Source organism: Paenibacillus glucanolyticus, from assembly GCF_037333485.1.
In the GTDB taxonomy this organism is placed as follows: Bacteria; Bacillota; Bacilli; order Paenibacillales; family Paenibacillaceae; genus Paenibacillus_AQ; species Paenibacillus_AQ glucanolyticus.
Window position 1 is genome coordinate 1,197,057 of record NZ_CP147845.1, and the last position, 26,722, is coordinate 1,223,778.

26 protein-coding genes are annotated in these 26,722 nt (G+C 47.5%); 20 read left to right on the forward strand and 6 right to left on the reverse strand.

The annotated features are described in order from the left end of the window. Window positions 1–25: 25 nt before the first annotated feature. The 13 genes from galU to WDY75_RS05790 all read left to right on the forward strand — a co-directional run bounded on the left by galU (window position 26) and on the right by WDY75_RS05790 (window position 13,408). Window positions 26–919, forward strand: a complete 894-nt coding sequence (galU, locus tag WDY75_RS05730) for a UTP--glucose-1-phosphate uridylyltransferase GalU (RefSeq protein WP_006212491.1) — start codon at window positions 26–28, stop codon at window positions 917–919. Window positions 920–935: 16 nt separating this feature from the next. Then, on the forward strand, window positions 936–1,643 hold the full coding sequence (locus tag WDY75_RS05735) for a sugar transferase (RefSeq protein WP_006212490.1): 708 nt from the start codon (window positions 936–938) through the stop codon (window positions 1,641–1,643). Between the two features lie 17 nt (window positions 1,644–1,660). Further along, window positions 1,661–2,614, forward strand: coding sequence for a GDP-L-fucose synthase family protein (locus WDY75_RS05740; protein WP_063479688.1), 954 nt, complete (start codon window positions 1,661–1,663; stop codon window positions 2,612–2,614). A 2-nt stretch (window positions 2,615–2,616) separates the two neighbouring features. Further along, on the forward strand, window positions 2,617–3,615 hold the full coding sequence (gene gmd / locus WDY75_RS05745; protein ID WP_006212488.1) for a GDP-mannose 4,6-dehydratase: 999 nt from the start codon (window positions 2,617–2,619) through the stop codon (window positions 3,613–3,615). A 77-nt stretch (window positions 3,616–3,692) separates the two neighbouring features. Beyond that, the gene (locus WDY75_RS05750) at window positions 3,693–5,072 is read left to right on the forward strand and encodes an oligosaccharide flippase family protein (RefSeq protein ID WP_338842205.1); all 1,380 of its coding nucleotides are present in this window, start codon (window positions 3,693–3,695) and stop codon (window positions 5,070–5,072) included. After that, entirely contained in the window at window positions 5,069–5,869 is an 801-nt protein-coding gene (locus tag WDY75_RS05755; protein WP_063477698.1) for a glycosyltransferase family 2 protein, read from the forward strand. Before WDY75_RS05750 ends, WDY75_RS05755 begins: the two co-directional genes overlap by 4 nt. Then, on the forward strand, window positions 5,859–6,707 hold the full coding sequence (locus WDY75_RS05760; protein ID WP_006212485.1) for a glycosyltransferase family 2 protein: 849 nt from the start codon (window positions 5,859–5,861) through the stop codon (window positions 6,705–6,707). Before WDY75_RS05755 ends, WDY75_RS05760 begins: the two co-directional genes overlap by 11 nt. Window positions 6,708–6,769: 62 nt before the next feature. Beyond that, complete coding sequence (locus WDY75_RS05765) at window positions 6,770–7,954, forward strand: hypothetical protein (protein WP_006212484.1); 1,185 nt, start codon at window positions 6,770–6,772, stop codon at window positions 7,952–7,954. Next, a complete protein-coding gene (locus tag WDY75_RS05770; protein ID WP_036640705.1) occupies window positions 7,951–9,240 on the forward strand; it encodes a membrane protein in 1,290 nt (429 codons plus the stop codon). The genes WDY75_RS05765 and WDY75_RS05770 overlap by 4 nt, the downstream gene beginning before the upstream one ends. Window positions 9,241–9,251: 11 nt before the next feature. Further along, the gene (locus WDY75_RS05775) at window positions 9,252–10,484 is read left to right on the forward strand and encodes a glycosyltransferase family 4 protein (RefSeq protein ID WP_063477697.1); all 1,233 of its coding nucleotides are present in this window, start codon (window positions 9,252–9,254) and stop codon (window positions 10,482–10,484) included. Window positions 10,485–10,516: 32 nt separating this feature from the next. Further along, window positions 10,517–11,881, forward strand: a complete 1,365-nt coding sequence (locus WDY75_RS05780; protein WP_006212481.1) for a sugar phosphate nucleotidyltransferase — start codon at window positions 10,517–10,519, stop codon at window positions 11,879–11,881. 33 nt (window positions 11,882–11,914) lie between these two features. After that, a complete protein-coding gene (locus WDY75_RS05785) occupies window positions 11,915–12,463 on the forward strand; it encodes a VanZ family protein (RefSeq protein WP_063477696.1) in 549 nt (182 codons plus the stop codon). A gap of 6 nt (window positions 12,464–12,469) precedes the next feature. Further along, window positions 12,470–13,408, forward strand: a complete 939-nt coding sequence (locus WDY75_RS05790) for an LCP family protein (RefSeq protein WP_063477695.1) — start codon at window positions 12,470–12,472, stop codon at window positions 13,406–13,408. Between the two features lie 76 nt (window positions 13,409–13,484). Here the strand turns inward: WDY75_RS05790 and WDY75_RS05795 are convergent, their stop codons facing one another. Beyond that, a complete protein-coding gene (locus WDY75_RS05795; protein ID WP_006212478.1) occupies window positions 13,485–15,278 on the reverse strand; it encodes a glycosyl hydrolase family 28-related protein in 1,794 nt (597 codons plus the stop codon). A 483-nt stretch (window positions 15,279–15,761) separates the two neighbouring features. Between WDY75_RS05795 and WDY75_RS05800 the strand changes: the two genes are divergently transcribed. After that, entirely contained in the window at window positions 15,762–16,679 is a 918-nt protein-coding gene (locus WDY75_RS05800) for an ABC transporter ATP-binding protein (protein ID WP_006212477.1), read from the forward strand. Then, window positions 16,672–17,445, forward strand: coding sequence for an ABC transporter permease (locus WDY75_RS05805; RefSeq protein ID WP_006212476.1), 774 nt, complete (start codon window positions 16,672–16,674; stop codon window positions 17,443–17,445). The genes WDY75_RS05800 and WDY75_RS05805 overlap by 8 nt, the downstream gene beginning before the upstream one ends. Before the next feature lie 140 nt (window positions 17,446–17,585). Here WDY75_RS05805 and WDY75_RS05810 read toward each other — a convergent pair whose 3' ends face one another. Next, complete coding sequence (locus WDY75_RS05810) at window positions 17,586–17,999, reverse strand: polymer-forming cytoskeletal protein (protein WP_006212475.1); 414 nt, start codon at window positions 17,997–17,999, stop codon at window positions 17,586–17,588. A gap of 40 nt (window positions 18,000–18,039) precedes the next feature. After that, window positions 18,040–19,011 (reverse strand): M23 family metallopeptidase, encoded by a 972-nt coding sequence (locus WDY75_RS05815; RefSeq protein ID WP_006212474.1) that lies wholly within the window; start codon window positions 19,009–19,011, stop codon window positions 18,040–18,042. A 274-nt stretch (window positions 19,012–19,285) separates the two neighbouring features. Between WDY75_RS05815 and cls the strand changes: the two genes are divergently transcribed. From cls to WDY75_RS05830, 3 genes are all read left to right on the forward strand, one after another. Beyond that, entirely contained in the window at window positions 19,286–20,716 is a 1,431-nt protein-coding gene (cls, locus tag WDY75_RS05820) for a cardiolipin synthase (protein WP_063477694.1), read from the forward strand. A gap of 167 nt (window positions 20,717–20,883) precedes the next feature. Then, a complete protein-coding gene (locus WDY75_RS05825) occupies window positions 20,884–21,801 on the forward strand; it encodes a YitT family protein (protein ID WP_063477693.1) in 918 nt (305 codons plus the stop codon). 222 nt (window positions 21,802–22,023) lie between these two features. After that, a complete protein-coding gene (locus WDY75_RS05830; protein ID WP_063477692.1) occupies window positions 22,024–23,112 on the forward strand; it encodes an SPL family radical SAM protein in 1,089 nt (362 codons plus the stop codon). Here WDY75_RS05830 and ligD read toward each other — a convergent pair. From ligD to WDY75_RS05845, 3 genes are read right to left on the reverse strand one after another with little or no spacing between them, the layout of a single operon-like run. Continuing rightward, entirely contained in the window at window positions 23,095–24,012 is a 918-nt protein-coding gene (gene ligD / locus WDY75_RS05835) for a non-homologous end-joining DNA ligase (RefSeq protein ID WP_063477691.1), read from the reverse strand. The genes WDY75_RS05830 and ligD overlap by 18 nt on opposite strands. A 5-nt stretch (window positions 24,013–24,017) precedes the next feature. Then, entirely contained in the window at window positions 24,018–24,887 is an 870-nt protein-coding gene (locus WDY75_RS05840; RefSeq protein ID WP_338841947.1) for a DNA ligase, read from the reverse strand. Between the two features lie 41 nt (window positions 24,888–24,928). After that, entirely contained in the window at window positions 24,929–25,858 is a 930-nt protein-coding gene (locus WDY75_RS05845; protein WP_006212468.1) for a Ku protein, read from the reverse strand. Window positions 25,859–26,232: 374 nt separating this feature from the next. On the opposite strand from WDY75_RS05845, the gene WDY75_RS05850 reads away from it, so the two are divergent. After that, complete coding sequence (locus WDY75_RS05850; protein ID WP_036640687.1) at window positions 26,233–26,520, forward strand: hypothetical protein; 288 nt, start codon at window positions 26,233–26,235, stop codon at window positions 26,518–26,520. 3 nt (window positions 26,521–26,523) lie between these two features. Then, window positions 26,524–26,706 (forward strand): H-type small acid-soluble spore protein, encoded by a 183-nt coding sequence (locus tag WDY75_RS05855; protein WP_006212466.1) that lies wholly within the window; start codon window positions 26,524–26,526, stop codon window positions 26,704–26,706. Window positions 26,707–26,722: the final 16 nt, after the last annotated feature.

Sequence of the window (26,722 nt, forward strand, 5' to 3'; positions counted from 1 at the left end):
GATAAGGATAGAGGAGGGAAGTACAATGGCAACCATTAAAAAAGCTATCATACCTGCTGCCGGACTGGGTACTCGATTTTTGCCAGCAACCAAGGCAATGCCCAAAGAGATGCTTCCGATCGTGGATAAACCAACTATCCAGTACATTGTGGAAGAGGCAATAGAGTCAGGTATTGAGGACATTATTATCGTCACAGGTAAAGGCAAGCGGGCAATTGAGGATCATTTTGATCATGCATTTGAGCTAGAGCATAAGTTGAGGCAAACCAAGAAACTTGATTTGCTTCATGAGGTACAGCGTCCTTCACGAATGGCGGACATTCATTATATTCGTCAGAAGGAACCCAAAGGGCTGGGTCATGCTGTATGGTGCGCACGAAAGTTTATAGGCAACGAACCGTTTGCCGTTCTGCTGGGGGACGATATTGTTCGTGCCGATAAGCCGTGCATCAAACAATTGATTGAGCAGTACGAACAGACACAGAGTTCAGTCATCGGCGTGAAATACGTATCTCCCGAAGAGGTGCATCGATACGGAATCATTGATCCGTACCCTGTACCCACCATTGGGGGATTATCCCGAGTACAAGGAATGGTGGAAAAGCCGCAAGCCGATGAAGCTCCATCGAATTTGGCTATCATGGGACGTTATATCCTAACTCCAGCCATATTTTCATACCTTGAACAAATGAAAGAAGGAATCGGTGGGGAAATCCAACTGACGGATGCCATACAGAAGTTGACTGACATTGAAGAAGTGTACGCCTACCAGTATGAAGGCACCCGCTATGACGTTGGAGAGAAGCTCGGGTTTATTCTTACATCGGTTGAGTTCGCATTGATGAAAGATGAGCTGCGTCTTCCATTACTGCATGGACTTGAGCAAATGATACATAAGAATCGAACGTTGGCTAGATAGGAGACCAGGTCAAGCCATGAATGTAGAGACGACGATAGAAACGAGAACGCTGGAGAGTGTTGTAGCAGAAGAATATCCGATGATGACAGGGGTACACCTTGTTCCAGCGAAGCCCCATATCGGATATTCCCGACTGAAAAGGGTAGGGGACGCCATTCTGTCTGCAGTTGGTCTTATTCTGCTCTTGCCTCTATTTATGATCATATTCCTGTGTATGAAGTTCGAAAATCCCCATGGCCCCATGTTTTTCTCTCAGACCCGCGTAGGAAAGAACGGGAGAATCTTTAAAATGTACAAAATCCGTTCCATGGTTGTAAACGCGGAGGAGCTGCAACAAAAACTGATTCATCTAAATGAGATTGAGGGTGCTATGTTCAAGATGAAGAACGACCCTCGGATCACGAAGGTCGGACGTATTCTTCGGAGAACGAGTCTTGATGAGCTTCCACAGCTGTGGAATGTACTCCGGGGCGAAATGAGCCTTGTTGGCCCGAGACCGCCGCTGCCTACAGAGGTAGAGTCCTATACACCATATGATATGCAGCGGTTAAGTGTAGTGCCTGGCTGTACCGGCTTGTGGCAGGTAAGCGGGAGAAACGCGCTTGGATTCCATGAAATGGTGGAGTTGGATTTGCAGTACATCCGCGAACAATCTACGACCCAGGATATCCGGATTATGCTAAAGACAGTCCGAGTGTTTCTAGGGTCCAAAGATGCTTTTTAATGAAGGAGATGGCAGATATGAATTTGGATTCCCGGATATATGTGGCCGGTCATCGCGGTCTTGTGGGATCTGCTATTGTAAGAGCTCTTGAACAACAGGGATACCATAATCTGGTTACCCGTACCAGTCAAGAGCTGGATCTGCGAGAACATGATCGCGTAGAGCAATTTTTTGGCAGTGAAGGAATCGAATACGTGTTTCTCGCTGCAGCGAAGGTCGGTGGCATCGTTGCTAATCGCGATTATCCTGCCGATTTCATACGCGATAATCTTCAAATCCAGAATAATGTTATTGATCTTTCTTACCGCTACGGAGTGAAGAAGCTGCTATTTCTTGGCTCTACGTGTATTTACCCCAAATTGGCGCCACAGCCGATGAAAGAAGAATATTTCATGACAGGCACTTTAGAACCTACCAATGAGGCATATGCCATTGCCAAAATAGCCGGGATCACGATGTGTCAATCATATAACAGGCAATATGGAACTCGCTTTATATCGGCCATGCCTACGAATTTATACGGTCCTAATGATAATTATGATTTGGAAACCTCTCATGTTCTTCCGGCTTTACTGCGGAAAATACATGAAGCTAAAGAGAATGGCCGACAAGAAGTAGAAATATGGGGAAGTGGTCAGCCAAAACGGGAATTTCTCCATGCTGACGATCTTGCCGATGCTTGTGTATTCCTGATGAATCAATATGAGGGGAATGACATTGTCAATATCGGATGCGGTAAGGATGTGTCGATCCGTGAGCTTGCCGAAAGTATTGCCTCCATTATTGGTTACGAAGGACAGTTTGTTTATAACACTTCGAAGCCTGACGGAACACCAAGGAAGCTGGTTGATGTTAGCAGACTGACTGAGCTTGGCTGGAGGGCTTCGATTACTTTGGAGCATGGCTTAGCCCGAACGTACGATCATTTTTTGGAATCTCATCAGATCTTCAGTAAACCTGTTGGAGGATAAATATGAAAAGAGCATTGATTACCGGTGTTACCGGCCAGGATGGTTCATATCTTGCTGAATTTCTTCTCAGTAAAGGCTACACGGTCTATGGACTGAGACGTCGAACCAGCACGCCCAATTATGAGAATGTGCAGCATATCAAGGAGCAAATTCACTGGATATCTGGCGATCTTACTGATCTTGCATCACTAATCGAGGCTGTCCGTATTGCGGATCCTCATGAAGTATATAACCTGGCAGCCCAGTCTTATGTAGCGGCTTCCTGGCCTCAGCCTCTGGCGACAGGTCAAATGACAGCCATCAGCGTTACCAATATGCTGGAGGCGGTCCGACTCGTTAAACCGGATACGCGTTTCTATCAAGCATCGAGTAGCGAGATGTTTGGCAAGGTGATTGAAACTCCGCAGAAGGAGACCACTCCATTTTATCCGCGAAGTCCTTATGGTGTAGCTAAGGTATATGGTCATTGGATCACGGTGAATTATCGAGAAAGCTTTGGGATGTTTGCTTGCTCCGGCATTTTATTCAATCATGAATCCCCTCGGCGGGGGTTGGAGTTTGTTACCAGGAAAGTGACAGATGCTGTGGCCAGGATCAAACATGGTTTGCAGCAAGAGCTGCGTATGGGGAATCTTGATGCGTTGAGGGATTGGGGTTATGCAGGGGATTATATTAAGGCCATGTGGTTAATGCTCCAGCAGGAGCAACCGGACGATTTCGTCATATCGACGGGTGAAATGCATACAGTCAGAGAGCTGCTTGAAGTAGCCTTCTCGTATGTGGACTTAAATTATGAGGATTATGTAGTCATGGACCCAGAATTCGTACGACCTGCGGAGGTTGATTTGCTTCTCGGGGATTGTACGAAAGCTAAACAGCAGCTGGGGTGGGAACTTGAAGTCAGTTTTCAGCAGTTAATTAAAATGATGGTGGATGAGGACATGAAGCGGGTGCGAGCAGAGATTAAATACCAAGAAGCGCTGTCTGCGGCATTGGTGTGAGAAGCAAACGCTCATCAAGAAAACAGAGCGGGAAGCATGGACTCCATCATCTTCGTGAATTAACTCGTAATCAAACTGTGAATGGTGGTTTGTGGATATTTGTAGGGCGGGCATTCTTTGCGGGGTCCGCCTTACTTATTAACATTTTACTATCAAGGGTCCTGGATACGGCAGCTTTCGGTGCATATTTGATGGCTTTTAACATCGCTTTTTTCGGTGGTGTGTTCGGTACGCTCGGATTGAATCAGAGTATTATTCGTTTTATGGCTGAGCACAGGGAAAATGGAACGTGGAGGAGGGCCAAGAATACCGCGCTGCTGTCTTTAAAGTTAGCGTCTATTGGAGCGGCGGGTACGGGACTGTTGTATATATTTTTGCAGCTCACGCTCCTTAAAGGCGTATTAGGCTCAGAACTTATGGCTTCCGCTGCACTATGGACAGGGCTATGGATTATGCTGACGGTGCTGCAGAATTTAATAGCTGAAACCTTTCGGGGTCATGGTGATGTCAAACAGGCAACATTATTTAGCGGCGTATTGTCCAATTTCTGCATGCTTGTGGGTTTGGGTTTGATGATGTGGCTGGGCCGTTCGTCTTGGTCGCTTCAGGAAGCGCTCCTGCTCGTGACAGTCTGTATGGGGGCAAGCTGCTTCATAGCCGGTTGGCGATTGTTAAAGCTCCTCCAGGTAAGAAACTGGCAGCAAACGAATGAAGCGGCAATGAGCAATGAGCCAAGAGCACGGCAACTGCTGGCTGTCTCATTGCCAATGATGGCATCCAATGTAGCTCTGTTTATGCTGACCTCAAGCGACATCTGGATTTTAGGTGTATTTTACAGCGAGAGTGAAGTGGCGATTTACGGGGCAGCAGTTCGCTTAATGGCGGTGCTTAATTTTTTTGTGGTGTTGATGAATACATTGATGACGAGCATCATCTCCAAATATTTCGGCAGTGCTCAGTTCCCCAAAATACAGAATTATGGACGAATTATAGTGGGTATCTCCACATTGCCTGCAATTGTTATTGGAGCTGTTTTTATTGTAATGGGCGAGCAAGTACTCAATCTGGCTTTTGGAACTACATATGGTTCGGGTCAAACGATACTGGCGGTATTGTCGGTGGGGCAGTTAATTAATTTGTTTGCAGGTCCATCAGGCCTGCTTCTGACCTTAACCGGTAATGAGCGTACCATGTTGAAGATTACACTGATTACGAGTGTTGTCACGGTAATAGCGGCTGTAACAGTTGTTTATCTATGGGGACCTTTTGCACTTGCAATAGTGATGGTATGCGGTTTGTTTGCACAGAACGGGTGGATGTGGGTAGAAGTGAGAAGAAAACTTGGTATTTCGGTTCACTTCAATCCCGTTGATCTGGTTCGTCAGTTGATACGTCTTGCAGGCAGAAACAAAAACTTAGAACAGCAAGTTCGAATAAAGGGAGCCAGTTACAAATGATACGGACTCAGTGGGTAGAAGACAGATCTGAAGTATTTCTGTCCGTAGTCACGGTTTGCAGGAATAATTTGCAGGGTCTGATCAAAACTTGGCAGAGCGTAAGGTCCCAATCTATCTCGTTGGAGTGGATCGTAGTGGATGGACAATCAGACGACGGTACGCTGGTTTTTCTTCAGAGTATTGAAGATGAACGGTTGTCTTTTATCAGTGAACCAGATCAAGGCATCTACGATGCCATGAATAAAGGGCTGGAACATTGTAAAGGTCGTTACGTTGTCTTCATGAATTCCGGGGATCAGTTTCATGATCATTTGACTGGAGACTTGCTTCAAGTGCAGGCCTTACGAAATCACCTACCCGATTTGCTGTATGGCGATGCACTTGAGGAAACAACCTTCGGTGAACTGTTATACAAAGCAGCCCGCAGTCATAAGCGAATGTGGTACGGCATGTTTACGCATCATCAATCCATGGCTTTCAGGCTGGGAAGCCTGCACAGCATCAGGTATCGCCTTGAATATCCCATTGGAGCCGATTACGCTTTGACGGCAGAACTATTGGTAAGAGGTGGAACTGCAGCATACATTCCGGAGCCCTTATGTATTTTTGAACAGGGTGGAGTCTCACAAATGCAGCATAGGCAAGGTCAGAGGGATCAATGGTTTATCCGCAAGACTATTCTTGGGATGCCGATCATCCTTCGTGTTGCCATTGCATCGCTGCATTGGGGTGTTCGTTTGGTTAAACATAGCTTTCCTAAATTCTATAAGAAGGTGCGCTTTTCTTATGAAAAATAAAATTCCGGTGTCCGTCATTATCATGACAAAGAACGAAGAAAAAAATATCGCGAAATGTCTGGCTTCGGTATCTGCTTTTGATGAAATATTCGTCGTCGATTCCAACAGCACGGATCGAACCTGTACTATAGCAAGGGAAATGGGTGCTCATGTAATCAATTTCACTTGGAATGGTCAGTACCCCAAGAAGAAGCAATGGTGCCTTGAGGAATTGCCATTCCGAAACGACTATGTGTTTTATGTTGATGCTGATGAAGAAGCTACTCCAAAGCTGGTTGCCGAAATGATGGATATGTTTCAGAGTAAGCAGACATTGGCCGCAGGTTACTTCGTAGCATACGACTATGTTTTCATGAACAAAGTGCTCAAGCATGGGCACAGGATGTATAAGCTTGTACTGTTTCACCGTAGCCAAGGCAGGTTTTTGGATCATAATGATCTGTCTGCGTCGAATATGTGGGAAGTGGAAGGGCATTATCAGCCTCAAATCGATGGAGGTACCGGGGTGCTGGGCAACTGCATGGTGCACTATGATCATGATTCCCTGTTTGACTATTTTGCGAAGCATAATCGCTACTCGGATTGGGAGGCTGTTGTCCGCTCTAATGGTGGTTTCCGTAATCTGAACGAATCCCAAATCTTTATCCGCAGTCTTCAGAAAAAGCTTTTTGATCGAATGCCGCTGAAATGGGTCGTTGCATTTATACACTCATACATTGTTAAACTCGGCTTTCTTGATGGATCCGCCGGTTTCCACTATGCCTTTGCTCGTTCCGTTTATTATTGGCAGATTGGAATCAAGATGTCGGAACTTCGGAAAGTAAGTCAGGGCACATGAACAGCCGTAGTGCTATCGGTAATCCGTTGTCCTCAGTCCCAACTCCGACCGGAGGAGGGATTTTGGGAGGGCTGGCATTTATCCTGGCTCTCTTGATTTACGCTATATTCAGCGCTCCATTTCCAGCCAATCCAGGCATGACAGAAGTTCTGATTGCTGTATTGCTCATATTGTTTGTATCACTTCCTACAGGAATTTTTGTCATAAGCGGCGGTTTCACGCTATATCGCAGATATGACACAGTTCCCATGCCGCTGCATTTGGGTTTTTTTGTGCTGCTGTGGCTGGGCCTACTAAATGGAGGCGTAATATACCGATGGGATTCTACGGATATATTGCGTGATCTCATCCCATGTGTGTATTTATTCGTCCCCTTGCTCCTTCTTCCAGCGATGAACCGTTCCAAATTAAAGTGGTTGTCTATTCTTCCTTGGTTAGTCGCAGTAATGGGTGTTATTTTATCCATCAGATTTTATATGGAAGTTCGTATTTCACCGCTGGATATAGGGAAAATGTATTATTTTGATAATTTTCTATACCTTCCGTATGATCCGAGTGTCTCTTTTGCAGGGGTTTTCCTTCCAATCATGGCTGTACACACGTGGAAAAGCTCAAACCCACTCCGTTGGCTAAGCAGTCTTGCTATGTTAATCGGAGGGTTTTTGGCGTTAGGGTCCCTAATGGCAGTGGCACAGCGGGCGCCTCTTGGGCTGGCTGTCCTATGCTTTGCGGTATATTTTGGTTTAAGTTCTGGAAGGTCCGTACGCAAGTTGCTCGTTATCCTTGTGATCATGATTGGAGCTGGAATGCTGGCACAGGAACAGATATCGAGTTCGTTTGATTTGCTGTTATCCAAGCAAGTGAACTATGGAGCGAACGGTAAGACAGATGAACTGGCAGCTGTTCTTCAGGAAACATCCAAATCGGTGTACACCTTGCTGCTCGGCATCGGGTGGGGGGGATTATTCTTTGATCCTACTTATATGTCGGAAGTCTCGTTTACGCACTCGGCATTTACCTTTCTGCTTTTAAAAGGGGGGGTTATCGGCCTGACTGTCTTCTTGGCTTATCTTAGCTGGATCTCACTGAAGTGCCTAAGACGGGTAAACATGAACAATCTGCCTTATATGCTTGCAGCTGGAGTTCCGATTATGATCGGATTGTTTTTTCAGCCCAGTTTTAAGACTCTTTCCTATGGAATGCTCCTCACTGTTCTGATCTTAAAAGATAAGGAGTCAATCTCATGAATCACAATCTGAGTTTACCTGCTGATACATTGCATAATCGAGGCAGAAGCTCAGTGGCCAACTGGGGAGGATTCGGTTTTATAGCGGCGCTGCTGTTATATGCGCTGTTTAGTTCCCCTTTTCCAGCGGACCCAGGTATTCCAGAAGCTTTGATTGCCGTTCTTTTGATTTTATTTGTATCCGTTCCAACGGGAATCATCGTCTTGGGTGGAGGTTTCTCGTTGTATCGGCATTACGGAACCGTCCCTGTCATTATTCACGCGGGTTTTTTCTTCTTATTGTGGATTGGACTCCTGAATGGCGGGGTTGTTTATGGCTGGGATATGACGGATATTATCCGCGATCTGATCCCATGTGTGTATCTGTTCGTTCCGTTATTGCTTCTGCCTGCGATGAAACGCTCAACGCTCAACTGGCTTGCCATATTGCCCTGGATCATATCCGTAATGGGCGTCATTCTATCTATTCGATTTTACCTCGTTGTACAGATTTCCCCGCTTGAAGTGGGCAGAATGTACTATTTTGACAACTTCTTATATCTACCTTATGATCCGAGCGTTTCTTTTGCGGGAGTCTTTCTTCCTATCATGGCGGTCCATACGTGGAAAAGTGCAAGCCCATTTCGATGGTTGGGCAGCATTGCGATGCTGACTGGAGGCTTTCTGGCGCTTGGATCGCTCATGGCCGTTGCCCAGCGTGCACCTCTTGCACTTGCCGTGCTGTGCTTTGCTGTGTATTTCCTGGTAAGTTCACGCAAATCAATGAATAAGCTGATCATCGGGCTGATCGTTCTTGTTGCAGCAGGAATTTTTGCCCAAGAACAAATCTCCAATTCATTTGAACTGTTGGTATCTAAGCAGGAGGATTTTGGCGCCAACGGAAAAACGGATGAGCTCGCTGCCGTATTGGCTGAAACCTCAGCGTCTCCCTACTCCATGTTGTTTGGAGTGGGCTGGGGAGGGTTGTTTCATGATCCGGCGGTGAACAACATTCTTGTCTCCTATACCCATTCAGCTGTCAGCTTTTTCTTGCTGAAGGGTGGATTGATTGGCATCGCTGTGTTGATGTCTTATCTTGGCTGGATCATGTACAGGGCTTTACAGCGGTTTACGATGGTCATGCTTCCTTATATGCTGGCAGCGTTTGTACCTGTAGTCATCGGCCTGTTGTTTCAGGTCAGTTACAAAACCTTGTCGTACGGAATGATCCTTACCCTGATTTGCCTGATACATAAGGATGTCGGTAAGGTTCATACAAATGACCAGAAGAACATTCCAAGACAGTAAGGGGTCATGAAATGAAAAAAGAAATTGTGTTTGTAGCTAATTATTTTCATCCGGATTATGCTTCCTCAGGGCAATTATTGACTGAGCTTTGTCTTGAACTTCAGCATGATTTTGATGTGACAGTTATCGCTGTTCAGCCGGAAAATGTAGATCTAGGCAAGAGAAATAAGCTGTTCGAATACGATCAGCTCGAACAAATACGCGTTATCCGTCTGCGTACACCCAAAGTGGATAAACGAAGCAAATTCAGCCGTGTCATGTTTATCCTGTCATATTTTATATTGGCTGTTATTGCTCTGCTGCGTATTAAGAAGGTGGATGTGATTTATACAATATCTTCGCCTCCAATTATCGGGGGATTGGTCGGAGCAATCGGTAAGGTTCTGAAACGGGGCAAACTCGTGTATAACATTATGGATTTTAATCCAGAGCAGGCTGAAGCTATCAGTTATACGAATCGTAAATGGCTGTTTAGTCTGGCGAAGAAAATTGATAACTTGAGCTGTAGCGTATCCGATCATATCATCACAGTTGGACAGGACATGCAAGAAACGCTGAACCACCGTTTTCGCGGGCGCAGGGTGCCCAGCAACAGTGTCATCAACAATTGGACTGACGAGCAGGATATCATCCCCTTGCCTCGCAGTCATGCTCAAGTATCGAAGTTTGTGAGAGAGCATGATTTACAAGGGAAATTTATCGTGATGTATTCGGGCAATCTGGGTTTGTATTACGATTTGGAAAATATTATTCGAGTGGCTTCGGATTTTAAGGATCATCCGGAAATCCTGTTTGTTTTTATCGGGGATGGCGCAGTGAAGCCCGAAATGCAGCGGTATGTGAAGGATAAGGGATTACAGAATGTGCGTTTCCTTCCTTTTCAGCCTAAGGAACATATCAAATACTCCCTGTGCGCAGCAGATGTTCATCTGGTAGTCAATCAAAAGGGAATCAAGGGTGTCTCTGTTCCGAGCAAAATATACGGTGTTATGGCAGCTGGAAAGCCAATTCTCGGTGTCCTGGAACAAGGCAGCGAGGCTGCTGTTCTAATTAAGGAGAGCGGATGCGGAGTTGTGATAGAGCCGCAACAATACCATGAAATCTCCGAGCATATAGCGAATATGTACGCCTGCGGTCAGGAGACGTTGGAATTGACAGGGCGAGGCGGCAGGTTATATTTGGAACGTTATCTTGCCAAATCTCAGTCCATCGATAAATACCGAACGCTTCTGCAATCCATATAATTTCTGTGTGAAGGATGGAGGGAAGTAGTAAGATGAAAATTATTTTATTGTCCGGTGGTTCAGGTAAGCGTCTATGGCCTCTCTCCAACGAACTTCGTTCCAAACAGTTCCTCAAAGTGCTCCCAGGAGATAAGGGACAGTCTGAATCTATGGTCCAACGGGTTTGGAAACAGCTGCAGAAGACCAATTTGGCTGATTCATCCTTTATTGCCGCAGGCATATCGCAGATTGAAATTATTCGAAATCAGCTCCCTGGCAGAGTGCCCATTATCGTGGAACCCCAGCGGCGGGATACCTTCCCGGCTATTGCGCTCGCTGCCGTATACTTGTATTCGATTGCCAATGTGGATTTGAAGGAAACAATAACAGTATTGCCTGTAGACCCTTTTGTGGAAGAACCTTTTTTTCAGACCTTGTCTTCCTTAGATCGAGTTTTAGCCGATTCAGGAGCAGATATCGCTCTGATGGGAGTCAAACCAACCTATCCTTCGGAGAAATACGGTTATATTCTGCCAGAGCGAGCCAAAGCCGGACCGGTCGCCTTCCATAAAGTAAAAAGCTTTAAAGAAAAACCAAGCGAAGAGCAGGCCCTGGAATACATGGAACAGTCTGCTTATTGGAACTGCGGTGTGTTTTCTTTCAAGCTCGACTATCTAATTCAGCTGTTGATTGATAAGGGACTCCCGATTCAATATGAGGAGATGTCGAAACAATATTCGCGATTGTCCAAGATCAGCTTTGATTATGAGGTAATAGAGCAGGCTCAGCGCGTAGTGGTTGTTCCGTATGAAGGCAGCTGGAAGGACCTTGGGACATGGAACACGCTAACAGAAGAGATTCCCTCGCCCATAAACGGAAAGGGAATGATCAGCGATGATTGCCAGAACACGCATTTAATTAATGAATTGGATATTCCGGTAGCCGTGTTGGGGCTCTCTAATGTAGTAGTTGCTACAGGTGCTGATGGTATTTTGGTTACGGAGAAATCATCCAGTCCGCGATTGAAAGAATTCATTTCACATATCGAACAGCGGCCAATGTACGAGGAACGGCGATGGGGGTGGTATCGGGTGCTGGACCTGCAAAAGCACAAGAATGGGCAGGAGGTTCTGACAAAGCGAATTCGGATAGATGCAGGGAAGAACTCCAGTTATCATTATCATCTTCACCGTGAAGAATATTGGACCATTACGAGCGGTACTGGAGAAGTGTGCATTCAAGATAAGGTGCAACCCGTTAAAGCCGGAGATGTGCTCAAAATTCCAGCGGGAACCCTGCATGGTATTCGTGCCCTGGAGGATCTTGAATTTATAGAGGTTCAATCCGGTACTGAGGTATCAGAGGAAGATACGATAAGGCTAACATTTCAATGGGAAGAAATGACTCAGTTCGTCTAAGGGTATAGGCGATAATGTAACGGGGAGGATATCGTGAGCAGAAAGAGAAGCAGCTACAGGAGCAAGAAGCGCCTGTTGATCATCATCATCGTAATCATGTGGATGAGCATCATTTTTTTCTTCTCCTCCCAGTCGTATCAGCAGCAGGATCTAAGACCGTGGCTGCAGAAGCACTTGCCTGAAACAACGATTGAACATTGGTTTTCCTGGGTTTCATTCACTTATGCCGGGGAAATTGTCAGTATCGATGCAAAGGGTATGCCTGGATTTGTTGAATTCTTCATTCGAAAGGCTGCTCACATCGGAGAATATCTAGTTCTTGGCGGCCTGTTGTTTCTACTGCTGGCGACCTTGTTGCGAATCAGGGCCAGGGTCGCCATGCCAATTGCGTGGTGCTTATGCGTGCTGTATGCCATCAGCGACGAGCTGCATCAAAGTACATCAGGTTACCGCGTCTTTAAAGCACAGGATGTTGTTTTGGATTCAATCGCCGCTTTGTTCGGTATTACGCTGGTTAGTGCATATACATTTTGGAGGTCTGCAAGAACGAGACCGAGGGAAGTGTTAGATCGGAGAGGATGACAAGGTATGAGAAAGTGGCTTAAGATTACGGGGACTGCACTTGTAAGTCTTACAGTGTTGGCAGGCGGTTACGGTATATATGTGTATCAGTCTGTTAAAGCGACAGCTGAACAAATTTACGAGCAGCGAGAACCGTCATCGCTTCCCGCTTTTATATCAGCCGATCCGGTCCTGGAGGAAATACATTCCGCAGATATTGATCAGCGCGAGCCCTTCACAGTTCTGGTGCTGGGCATCGATGAGCGCCCCAATGATCGTGGGCGTTCGGATGCGATGATTATGCTATCGGTCAATCCGTCTAAACAATCCATACTCATGTTCAACATACCAAGGGATACCCGAACATTAATTGTAGGCCATGGTACCGAGGACAAAATCAATCATGCCTATGCCTTTGGAGGAATTCAGATGTCCGTCCGGACGGTGGAAGAACTGCTGCATTTTCCTGTTAATTATTATATTAAAGTTAATATGGAAGGATTTGCGAACATTATTGATGCTCTTGGCGGAGTAGATGTAGATAATACAATAACGTTTAATTATGAGGGACATCATTTTAAAGAAGGCAGTTTACATTTGAACGGACAAGAAGCATTGGCTTATTCTCGTATGCGTTATGAGGATCCGCGCGGCGATTTGGGCCGAAACTCACGTCAGCGTCAAATTGTGAAAGAGGTATTGAAGAATGCGCTTGATGTTTCAACCGCTTTTAAGCTTGAAACCTTACTTAAGGAGGTAGGCACAAGCGTAAAGACAGATATACGATTTGATGAGATGAAGACTTTTGTAACGGAATATCGGCAGGATATGAAGAAGATCAAGCAGGTCGAGATTCAGGGCAGTGGCCAGAATATCGGCGGTATCTGGTATTATAATGTGGCTGATAAGGAGCGTGAGCGAATCCATGAGCTGCTCAAAGAGCATATGGATCGAGAGGGTTCTTGATCTGAAACGAAGCGGGTGAAGACGTGCGTCTTCGCCCGCTTCTTTATTAAAATGTTCAAAGCTCAGGTCGTTTGAACTATCCCAGCTTGATCCAGGTATGAACACCTTTTGAACGCTGCTTGCAGATATATAGGGAATCCACGCCGCTGCTGTCCTCAACCATGATGATTCGGCCCCGGTGGGCGGCAGATGCTGCAGGGATTGCGGGCAGCGGACTGATGACCATACTGCTGGAACGGATCAGTTCAGTAAAGACTGCTGAGCTTGATATCGTCTCCTCACCATAAGGGATTTGATTAACGATATTCGGTATGACGTAAATAGAATGGATTTGAAGGTTCAGCGGTTCATATACAACGAGGTCGACGATATCGGAATAGAATTTCTTAAACGTTTTGGTGATGGTGAAGCGTTCAGAGCCAGAAGGAAGTATGAGTGTCAGATCGTTGGTGTCCCCCCCGATGTCAACAAATAATGGAGTGGATATACCGGAAAGATTAGTGCCTGAGATAACAAAAGTGTAGTATTCATGCTTATGCAATCGCTCTATGGTTCTCATTCGGAGCTTGATCTTGGTGCTGCTCGTACTCTGCGAGACAATACAACCTGATGGAGCAGCCTGTTTGAAGGTAAAGCCAGGGTCGGGTTCTACCGAGTAAGGGACATCATTTGCAAACATGGCATATAATGACGGATTTCGAAGCAGGTTATGCCCTGCAGAGCCTATATAGGGTACAGTGCGTCGTTCCGTTAAATAGAAGGAATCCCGAAATGATGTTCGATCCGCAATGTTCTCGACGATTACACAGCCGACAGGATCTTTGACCAGTGTCCCGTGTGTTGTATTGGGATGATTAGCCTGAATTCGGTAATTGCGAGGGCCGAGAATGATATCTTGTGATGCTGTAGAACCTGGATCAACGGTAACGATGTAACCTTTATTGGGATTATAATCCGTGATAGCATAGTGATCCAGACGGCATCCGTCAATCCATACGCCGGAAGTATGCCCGTAGATACCGACAAAGCTTTCATAGGTGGCTTCTGCATGACATTCTTCAATAGATATGGCTCGGGAGTTATTCAATTTGATTAGAGGGGCTGTCATTACTTTATTTGCAGCAATTGCATCTCGCATGACATCTTCCTCGGTGCGTCCTTCAGAGGGAGAAGCAGGGGGAACGGCCTGTTCGCTCCTTTCAAAAGCGGTTGACGTAATATGAATACTGTCTGAGTTCACAATTTCAAGGTGGGGGTAATTCCGTACTGATCTTGAAAAAAAGCAATTATCAATGGTTGTACACAATACGATATCCTCCAATTTCAAACCTGTTCCCAGATACCCCGTCTCCTGCCAGAATCGGCAATTGCGAAACGAGATCATGTAGCCCCCATAACCTGAAGTGGAGTTCGTACCGCTTCGCATCCCCTGAATATATACCCCGATTTTCCCTTCGCCGCATGCACTTGAAAAGAAACGCTCGAACATTTGGTGTGCACCTTGGGGCAAATAAATCCCCCCGCCTTGGGCGTGGTTTATATAAAAGTCTCTAAATAAGATGGTTTCAGCCATGTCTTTATCACTGTAAAGGGCGTAGTCGGTACCCGTATAGATAATACCGCTGTCATACATTCCATCCCCATAGATCGTAAGCCCGATCCCCTGTGTGGCGTTGGTATTAGGCCTTTCCTGTTTCGGTAATACCAAGGTTTGCGTAATACGGTATCGGCCTTTAGGCATATAGATGACCGAGTATGAACCTGATGCACACGCATTTATTGCGCTTTGGAAGGCTAACGTATCGTCTGCAACACCATCGCCTTTTGCTCCGAAATTTTTAACATTGGCTAGATTATTCAGGACAGGCATGTTTGTTTCCTCCCAGCTGATTTGTTTATTCTTATTTACAAAATATGATCAAGGATCGTATGAAGTGATGCCTGTTCACCTAATTGTCCTTAAGTATTGAAGATATTTGTTTGACAAAAGGGTACAAATTTATTAGGATACATTCTGTATCGAAAACCATTATATCAAGCCATTTCTCATTGGGAGTGGATCATGTGTGAAGAATGAAATGAAAATGTATTGTATCAGCTGCCGTCGGATCGTGCTGATGATAGAGGGTGTTAGTGTGTTTAAAACCGGTTTCTACAGATATGATATGCCGATGGGAATATGTAGAGAGTGTAACACTGTCACATCCAATACATCATTTCTTATAGTGCAAGATAGTTGAATGATTAGTCGTATAAGACACATCAAGTGAGGGTACGAATAGACTCATATTATGTAATGTGTATAATTAGGGATAATTGAACGTGCGTCATTTGGCAAAGGAGAATCGATTTCATGAAGCAGGAACCGCTGGTAAGATTGCTCGGGGTTACGAAGAAAATATCGTCCAAGGTTCTGGTTGATGATGTGACCTTAGATATCCTGCCTGGACAGATCTTCGGATTTCTTGGGCCGAATGGAGCAGGCAAGACAACGACCATTCGGATGATGGTGGGGCTGATGTCCATTACCAAAGGGGATATTACCGTCGGGGGTTACAGCATTCGGAACCATTATGAGCAGGCAGCCGCCCAGATTGGAGCGATTGTCGAGAATCCCGAGATGTATAAATTTCTGTCCGGTTATAACAATTTGAAGCATTTTGCGCGTATGATGCAGGGCATCACCAAAGAACGCATCGACGAAGTGGTGGAGCTCGTTGGGCTGGGCAACCGAATCCATGAGAAGGTGCAGACCTATTCGCTGGGGATGCGCCAGCGTCTGGGCGTGGCGCAAGCACTGCTGCATAGGCCGAAGCTCTTGATTCTGGACGAGCCGACAAACGGCTTGGACCCACAGGGGATCCGGGAGCTGCGCGATTACTTGCGCAGATTGACGCAGGAGGAAGGGACGACGGTATTCGTATCCAGTCACCTGCTGTCTGAGATGGAGCTTATGTGTGATACCGTTGGTATTATTCGCCATGGCAAGCTGATTGACATCCGGAAACTTCGGACGGCTGAAGGGGAGCGGATGTTTGAGGAAACGGCATTTACTGTGAGTGATGCGGACGCTGCCGAAGGACTGCTCCAGGATTTTCAAGCGAGAGCCCAGGAACATCGAATTATCGTCCGTGGGGACCGGAACATGATTGCCGATATCAATGCGGTTTTGGTCGGAGCCGGCATTCAGGTGTATGCCATACAGCCGGTAACGCGGTCGCTGGAGGATCAATTTTTGGAAATGACGGGAGGGGGATCCGCCGTTGAGTAACTTTACCCGTCTTGTCGCCAATGAGAATATGAAGATTTACTACCGTGTACGGACATGGGTTATGCTGTCAATCCTGGTGTTGTTTAATGTGGCGATGCCTGCCATGCTGTACTTTACCAACGCACCGATGGATGTCTGGACCGTGTTTACCTGGACCGAAAGCTTCACCATTTATTTGAGTGCCATATTCTCGGTAATCATCGCTGCGGATCTTGTTGCCGGCGAATTTGCAGGAGGCACAATCAAATTGCTGCTGATTCGCCCGTGGAGCCGAGGCAAAATCCTGATGTCCAAATTCACGTCCCTGGTTCTATTTAATCTGCTCTGTGCGGGAATTACGGCTGTGGTGGGTATCGCTATCTCCATGCTGTTGTTCTCGGGCAACACGGGATTCTCTAGCGGATTTGAGGGATCGTCCATGAACAACTCCCTGCTGCTCCTGCTGACGGATACGATCCAGGTGTTTGTGATCTCGCTGATAGCCTTTATGCTATCTACCGTATTCCGTTCAGGCGGACTGGCGATTGGATTATCGCTGCTGGTTCTGTTCACCAAAGATATATTTGGTTTTATTTTCAATCCGGAACGGTTTCAATGGGCCAAATACTTGCTCTTTCTCCATACCGATCTGAGCGGGTATATCCAGTCTCCTATCGGACCGGGAGGAGTGGGTATCGGCTTCTCCGTTTCCGTTCTGGCTGCCTATTGCCTAGTGTTTATGCTCATCTCTTGGTTAGTCTTTACCAAGAGAGATGTAGCCGCATAGCGGGAACGACAGGATAAGAAAAGAGCTCCTTCTGCCGTGTGATCACATGGTTTTAGAAGGGGCTCTTTGATTGTGCCGGCTGAATGCAGCAGCCGGTCTATATAAAACTGCCGGGTTCGGGCATTCGTCCATATGCGGGGTTAACCTGCTTCCGGACGCTGAAGCGGCAGTGGGGTTTCGGTTGATTCTGAAGGAGCGGCGTTTGCGGCTTGATGTTCCATTACACTCGCGCCATGAAGGAGTCCGCCTTCCATAATGACGAGGGAATTGGCACACACATCTCCATACATTTGTCCGGTAGGCGTAATGGTCAGCTTATTCTCCGCTGTTACATCCCCGTAGATCTTGCCAGCCACAATGACCTCCCGGGCTGAGATGCTGGAGCGCGCAACAGCGTTCTCCCCGATGGTAACGCAGCCCTGACTCTCGATGGAGCCGTTAAAGCGTCCGTCGATCCGTAAATTATCCTCGCATTGCAGAACACCCTCAACTTCGCTCCCTGGTCCAATCAGCGTATCAGTCCGGTGGGATGGTCGCTTGTTCTTCTTCTTCATACTACATTCCTCCTATTAATGAATAATAAATGGATGGGACTTATTGCAGGTAAGGTATCGGGTCAACCGTCTGATTGTTTTTGACAACCTGAAAATGAAGATGAGGCCCCGTGCTTCTTCCCGAGGAACCCAGCTTGCCAATGGTTTCTCCTTGATTAACATGATCGCCTACCGATACATCCAGACTGTCCAGGTGCATGTACCAGGTTTCCAGGCCATTGGGATGTTTCACAATGATATAAAGGCCACGGGCTCCGCTGCGTTCGGCAGCAGTTACTTCACCGGCGCCTGCGGCATAAACCGGATCACCGATTTTGCCGGCAATATCGATGCCTGCGTGATAGGCCGAGCGCCCGGTGAAAGGATCGCTACGATAACCGAAGTTTGATGTCAGACGCTTGGACGTTGTCGGCCACAGTGAAGGCGTCCCTTCCCGTTTTTCCTGGGTTTCTTGCGCCTGGTCCAGCGTGCGTGGAATATGACGTTCCATGCTGGCTATCAATTGCTGAATTTCCACAAAATCATCTTGGGTCTCTTGGGCGAGGCTCAGCATTTCATTCTCATGAACGGCAATGAATTCCCCGCCGACATGTTGGTCGTTATCATCCGGAATGGAGGAGGTCTGTCCGGACAAGCTGCCGTGCTTCTGAATGAACTGCTGAAGTTCCTGTTCCAGCTGCTGCACGCGTTCCATCTGGACCTTCGTTTGCTCTGCTTCGCCCGATAGCTGAATGATGGCTTTATTGAGGCGTTCGATGGCTTCATCCTTGTCTGTGACCGTTACTTCCATCTTGATGGCTTCCAGGCTTTTCAGGGTTAACTGCTTCTCCAGCCCCATGATCGTTTGGGCTGATTGGATCTGCAAGGAAACAATCAATCCGGCGATTGACAAAATAGCGGCCGCAGGCACCGCTATCATCAGAGGTCTGGACAGCTGGATCTGTCTGACTGAATGCTGGGCATCCCGAAGCACCAGCAGGGTTAAGCGTTGTTTACGGTGTGCGGTTTTCATGGCATCTCCCTTCCCTACATAATGAATGGATCTTAATGGCTATCCGCTAGACTTGGCCAGCCCCTTATCTAGTATGTATTCTATTCTTTCGAAAACTATGTCAAAAATGATGAGATAAGAGAACTTATTCACTATGGTGCCAGATTGGGTAATTGAATAAATACATAAGGAATTGGTCAATGATGTAGTGTAGTTATTTTGCAGGTCTCGCATTCCAGTGCATTGTCATTTCTATTCAATAACCACTATTATTCATCGTGAGGAGGCTGCCGATATGGTGTGGCTTCTGCTTGCACTAATCACCTTTATTTTGCAGATGGCCGCGGTGCTGCTGCTTGAGTTCCGAAACCCGTCCAAGGCTGTGGCATGGCTGTTTATTTTATTTTGCCTCCCCTTGATCGGCTTCGTACTCTATTTCTTTGTGGCGCAGGATTATCAGAAGCGGTTGAAGATTCGTAAGCGGGGCTCCAGGCTATTCCAGGAAATCAGAGGGCATCTGTGGGATCGAGCTGCCGTTGTTAAGCGTAAAGAGGATATGAACAATCCCGGCTTTCATCACAATGACCGTTTGTTTAATTTGCTCAATCATCTGTCGGAGAGTCCCATCACAGGCTGTAATCAGAGCCGGGTGCTGACGGATGGGGAAGAGACATACGATGCGATGCTGAATGCCATGGAGCAGGCCAAGGATCACATTCATGTGGAGTTCTATATCTTTCGCCACGACCGGATTGGTACCCGGTTTCAGGATGTAATGATTCGCAAGGCAAAAGAAGGCGTTAAGGTACGTCTGGTTTGCGACGGATTGGGAAGTTATAAGCTTAAGAGAACGTTCATTCAACGGTTCAAAGAATCGGGGGTGGAGTTCTATTTCTTTCTGCCTGCCATGGTTTCGATGTTCAGCCGCAGAATCAATTACCGGAATCACCGCAAAATCGTTGTTGTGGATGGAACGGTCGGGTTTCTTGGCGGGATCAACGTCGGGGATGACTATCTGGGCGAGTACCCGAAAATGGGCTTTTGGCGGGATACGCATCTGGAGGTCAAAGGGGACGCGGTCTATTTTCTGCAAAATGTATTTCTGCACGATTGGAAGCTTGCCTCCGGCGAGCGCATTTCTGATTTTGGCCTGTATCCGGAGCATGAATGCACCGGAAATGAGCAAGTCCAGATCCTGAGCAGTGGACCGGATATGAACTGGAATGCCATCCAGGAGATGTGTTTTGGGGCGATTTCTGTAGCCAAAGAACGGATATGGATCACAACCCCGTATTTCATTCCCGATGAGGGGATATATGAAGCGCTGAAGACGGCTGCGGTGAGCGGCGTTGATGTACGGATCATTATTCCGGATCGTGCCGATTCCCGTCTGGTCAAGATGGCAAGCTTGTCTTACGTGGAAGAGCTGCTGGCAGCGGGAGTTACCTTCTATGAGTATGAAAAAGGCTTTATTCATGCCAAGGTATTGATCGTAGACGAGCTTCTGGGCTCGGTAGGTACGGCAAATATGGATATGCGGAGTTTCTTCTGTAATTTTGAGCTGACTGCCGTGCTGTTTGATCAGCAGCCCATAGAGCGCTTGGTATCGGACTTCAGGGAGGACCTGAGACAGAGCCGCCCTATTGATGCGGAGGCATTTCGGCAGCGGGGAAGATGGCAGAAAGCAGCGGAAATATTATGCCGCATGCTGTCGCCACTTCTATAACTGTAATATATTACATCGAATGTCATATTTAATAGAAAGCAAGTAAAAAGGAGGAAGAACTTTGAAATTTGGATGTCCAGCTTTTATTTATATGATAGAATATTTATATAAGTTCCACTTATAAATATATATTAACTTAGTTTCCATAAGTTGAACGGGGGAGATTTATGTCAATTGATGTGAAGATTCTTGCACAAGTGAAAGCGGAGCAGCAGAAGCCGGAGAATCCCAAAGCAGGCTCAGCAACTTTGAAGATTCTCCGCCGTCTGGTGTTCTTAACTTTCGGTGCGGTATTGATGGCAATAGGGCTCGAAATATTTCTGGTGCCGAACAAGATTATTGACGGAGGAATTACCGGGGTATCCATTATGGTTTCTCATATCACAGAAATTCCGCTGGGGATATTCTTGACCTTGTTCAACCTTCCGTTTTTGTTTATAGGATATAAACAGATCGGAAAAACGTTTGCTCTATCCACGCTATACGCCGTATTGGTCATGTCCATTGGCACTTATTTCCTTCATCCAGTCGACCCGCTTACGATCGATCCGCTGCTTGCGGCCGTGTTCGGTGGCGTTCTCCTCGGTATTGGGGTTGGCTTAGTTATCCGATCCGGTGGCTCCCTGGATGGAACGGAAATCGTGGCTATCCTGATCAACAAGAAGTCACCGTTCTCTGTCGGTGAAATCGTGATGTTCATCAATGTGTTTATTCTGGGCAGTGCAGGTTTTGTTTTCGGATGGGATCATGCCATGTATTCACTCATTGCTTATTACCTGGCGTTTAAACTGATTGATATTACGATTGAAGGTATTGATCAATCCAAATCGGTTTGGATTATCAGTGACAAGCATAAGGAGATTGGTGATGCATTGACCCAGCGTTTGGGACGCGGCGTTACCTATCTGGATGGAGAGGGTGCTTACTCGGGCGATAGCAAGAAGGTCATTTTTGTTGTAATTACCCGCCTGGAGGAAGCGAAGCTGAAATCCATTGTGGAAGACTGGGACTCCCAAGCCTTTGTTGCCATCGGCAACATCCATGATGTGAAGGGCGGTCGCTTTAAGAAGAAGGCAATCCATTAATATGATACCGATATATAGGTTTCACCCGTGTTGTTTAACAGCGGGTGGAACTTTTTTTATTTAGCGAGTATGAGAATTCAGTTAACGTTTTTTTATTGACGATGTGAACTGGAGTTTTATTTGTAAATCCAGTAAGTTCCACTTATAATAGGAACATATGTTTGTTAAAATTAAGGGTATACCCAACCTTTATCATGGCAGTATCCGAGGGGAGGAAGAGGAATGGCTCATACGCAATACGAACGCATAACCACTAAACAAACATTAAACAGGGTGAAAGAAGAGAGGATGCCCTTCGATTGGTCCATTAATCCGTATCGTGGCTGCGGACATGGGTGCAGTTTTTGTTATGCCCGTGCTTTTCAATCGTTTATCGGCATGGGGGCAGAGGACGAATTCCAGCATCATATCTTTATGAAGGCAAATGCGGCCGAAGCACTGGAGAAGCAGCTATTGAGCGCGGCGAGGAAGTTTGATCATGATATTGAAGCGATGCGCACATCCATTGGACAGGTTACGATCGGTACGGCAACGGACCCGTATCAGCCGATCGAGGGCAAAGAGGGAATCACGCGGGAATGCTTGAAGCTGCTCGCCAAATACCGTATCTCTACCAGCATTACAACGCGCTCTCCACTCGTGCTGAGGGACATGGACATTTTGACCCGGATGGAGAATGTGTCGGTCAACATCAGTTTGAATACGCTGAACGGGGACATCATCCGGAAGCTGGAGCCTGCATCACCGCACCCAGGGGGCAGGCTTGAAGCGATGCGCGCTTTATCGGCAGCCGGCATAACGACAGGACTGTTTGTTGCACCCGTGCTGCCTTTTCTGACGGATGATGAATCAGAGTTGAAGGAGCTTTTGTCCCAGTCGAAGGAGAGGGGCATTTCTTTTGCCATGATCTCATTGCTGAGGCTGTCTCGCGATGTGAAGAAATGGTATATCGAGACGCTTAAAAACCAGTTCCCCGATGTGGTTCAGTCTTATCGCGAATTATATAGGCAAGGCGCCTATGCAGAAGAACACTACGTTCATGCTTTTAAGTCGATGGCGGCCCGACTGCTCAGCGAATATGATCTGAGCGGTCAGAGCAAGCGGGAGCCTGCTGCCATCACGGGTGCGAATGGGACGAATTCGGGCTTCTCTCAACCATTCGAAATATCGGACGAAGGGGGTCATAATCTTCATCTGCCACAGCCAGACATGGCTGGATCTCCAAAGCCGAAAAAGCTGCCCCAACCGGCTGTGCCAGTTTCCCGGGAGGAACTGATGCCGGATATTGAGCAGCTAGCCTTTCCTTTTTGACGCGTTCTTTCCTTGGGATGACAGGTGACGGATGACATTTTCGATCGGTTGCGGAGGCAATGCTTGCAGCAGATCCCCCTTTTCTTGCAGTCGCTCTACAATGTTCAGCAGGTGGAATTCTGTAGGCGAAACATCCCGATGGACCTCTTCCCAGGTCAGCGGGGTAGAGACGGTCGCAAGCTTGCGCGCCCGAGGTGTATAAGGAGCAGCAAGGGTTCTTCCGCTATAGTGCTGTAGATAATCGAAATAGATTTTATCGCCGCGATTTTTCTTAAGCCGCTCGATGGTGAACAGCTTAGGGAATTTCTCCGTCACATATTGGCCTACGAATTGACCGACTGCGCGAAGCTCATCAAAAGTTACGCCTGCCGGAATCGAGACGATGATCTGAACCCCGGTTGCGCCGGAGGTTTTTGGCACAGAGTTCAGCCCCAAGGAGTTCAGCACATTGCCAACGATTGCAGTTGCCTCCATGATCCGGGGTTCCTCTGGCAGGGTCGGATCCAGATCAATCATCCATTCGCAGGGCTGATCGCTGCCTGCCAAATGCAGCGACGGATGAAACTCAAGTGCAGCCAGATTCCCGAGCCAGAGCAGCTCGGGCAATCCATTCAGCAGCACATAATTAATGTTCTCATGCACATAGGTGTGCACAAAAGGAGGCAGCGGCTCCGGCGCATTTTTCTGATAGAACGATTCGCCTTGCACCCCATGCGGGTATCGGATGGTAGTCAGCAGCCTTCCCTGGCAATATCGAAGCAGGAAAGGCGATATCGCTGCGAGTTTTTGCAAATACATGGCCTTGGTAATGCCGACCTCCGGCCACAGCGGTTTGTCCGGATTGGTAATTTGAATCTCCTGACCTTCAATGTTCAAGGTTCCTTTGACGGTACGGGCCATGCTGCTTACACCCCCTCAATCGAGACAAGTTTGGGATGGCGCATCATGCCGTCCTGACTCCACTCGAGAAATGTAACCTGCACCGTCAGCGGCTGACTGAGCCAGGCAAGCTGTTCTTTTTTCAGGTCATTATGGAGTGCGTGCCAAGCGGCCCCAGCCTGGTGGCTTTCCGCATACTGCAGCAGCTTTTTTTTGGTCTGTTCATTAAGCCCGAGGGATGCTCTGCCGATATAGCTGCCCTCGTCATCGGCAATAACCAGGCTGGCTACGCGGCCCTCCCTCATGATGAGTCCAACAGCCGTGGCTTTCATGTTAACGGCAATTTTCTTTTTGTACCAATCCCGATGCTTCTTGCCTTCGCGATATGGAGAGCTGAGGCGCTTCATTACAATGCCTTCCCAGCCTCGTTCCTCGGCCCAATTCCATAAATGCTCGCCCTCAAGAAACAGATCTGCGATCAGCAGACCCGGCGTGGCGGAAACGGCTTCCTTCAGCCGGTGATGGCGTTCAAGATAAGGAAGCTTGCGCAGGTCCTGGTCGCCGTCCACCAGAATGTCGAACAAGACATACGTGAACAGAGGAGCGTGCGTGCTGATGGCACGCGAGCGCTCCCGCTGGAGAACCTTCTGGAACACGGGTCGACCTAATTCCGGATGAAAGTAGACAACCTCACCATCCAGGAGAAGACGCCGTTCATTCAGCCCGGATAATGCCTGAACGACTTCGGGATACAGGGAGGTTTTATCCAACAGCTTACGGGAGTACAGGGATACGCCGCTAGGGTCTACTCCGGCCAGAATTCGCACGCCGTCCCATTTCAATTGGTATCCCCACTCCTCACCCGTGGTGATCTGTTCCGTCGAGATTGGGGCCATTGGCTCCTTAGGCAGCATATTCTGCAGCTGTCCCATGCCGATCAGGAATCAGAATCGGATTTCTTGGATTTAGTGCTCCGGCGCTTCGGCTTCGGTGCATCCGTATCCGCTTCACCGCCGCTGACCTTGGCGGCAGGCTCCTTGGCCGCGGTTTTCCGGGTGGACTTACGCGGTTTCGGTTTCGTGCCGGGGTCCGTTCCGATCGGCTTCACAGCTTCGATGCTGGCCTGAAGGGCAGCCATCAGATCGACGACATTGGTCTCCTGACGGGCAGGAGCTATCTTGATCTCTTCGCCGGATACTTTGCTGTTGATAAGATCCAGCAGACGCTCTCGATAATCATCGGTATATTTCTCAGGATCGAAGGGAGTCGATAGCTGATCAATCAGCAGTTTGGCCATATCCAGCTCCTTGGAATTGACCTCGGTTTTCTCAGGCAAGTTCGGTACTTGGGAGATCGGGCGGATTTCATCGGGATAGAATATGGTCTCAATCGAAAGACATTCGTCCAGCACCCGAATCGCGGCAAGGCTGCTCTTCGAGCGGATGGCGATTTTGGCGATGCCGATCTTGCCAGACTGCTTCATCGCTTCCAGCAGCAGCCGATAGGCATTGGCGCCGGCTTGGTCCGGCGAGAGGTAGTAGGTTTTTTGAAAGTAAATCGGGTCGATTTCGGTCAAATCCACAAAGTCCAGAATGGTAATGTTTTTACTGTTCTGTTCCGCGAGCTGATCCAGCTCCTCTTTTTCAAAGAGCACGAACTTGCCCTTCTCATACTCGTACCCCTTCGTAATCTCCTCCCAGGCCACTTCCTCTTCACATACAGGGCATTTACGAATGTAAGAGAGCGGGCTGCCGCATTCCTTGTGAATGTAACGCATAGAAATATCCTTGTCTTCTGTAGCCGAGAACATCTTGACAGGCACATGCACCAGACCAAAGCTGATAGCGCCCTTCCATACCGTATGCATTCTATGAAACCTCCTATCAAATTCTAATATGTTTGAGTATGACGGTGTAGTAAACGCTATTTACTCCGACTATAAATGGTGTGTTTCAAAAAGTCAGGTTTTCAGCACCGAGAAGGTTGGATGAAGGTAGGGACTGAGGAGCGGAGCGTAGGCAAAACCTACGTGAGCACCGGAAGGCCCGTCTGAATTCAAAATTCGATGTCGATTAAGCTTCATGTGCTGCTTCGTGATCAAAAGATGACTTTTTGAATTACCTCTATTAGTGTGCCCAAAAAAAGACTCTAGTATGAGTTATAGCCCCGGATTGCATAATTAGAACTGTTTTGAGGCATATTGACGATGAACTCTGCCCGCATAAGGAGGTAATCTTCATCATGATGGAGCCTAATGAAACCAATACGTCAGAAGAGATACAGAAGGACCGGGCTTCTGATCATTCCGCTGCGCAGCCGGTCAACGGTGAAATGGTGGATTGGAACAGCCTGACCTCGGAGGAGAGCGAGCTATCTCGGGAATCTACAATGTTCGATATTGACCGGATGATCAACGAAGGTCTTGGCGGAGGCAATGTCACGCTGGACAACGGGCTGATTGGTCCTTCGACGACCGATACAATGGAGGTCGTGGACGAGTCGCCAAGAGAGACGGAGAAGGGGGATTAACGAATGGATGTACAACGCGCAGTAGAAATTTTCAACTCGAAGGATACGCATAAGGTCAACCTGGAAGGGGAGTCGGTGTGGATCGAGCATGTGGATCAGCAGAACGGGATGGCTACGGTCCAGGTGGGTTCCCGACCAACCAATACGATGACGGTCAACGTTGACCGGTTGAAAGAAGGGGAATAGTTTCCCGCTGGGTATC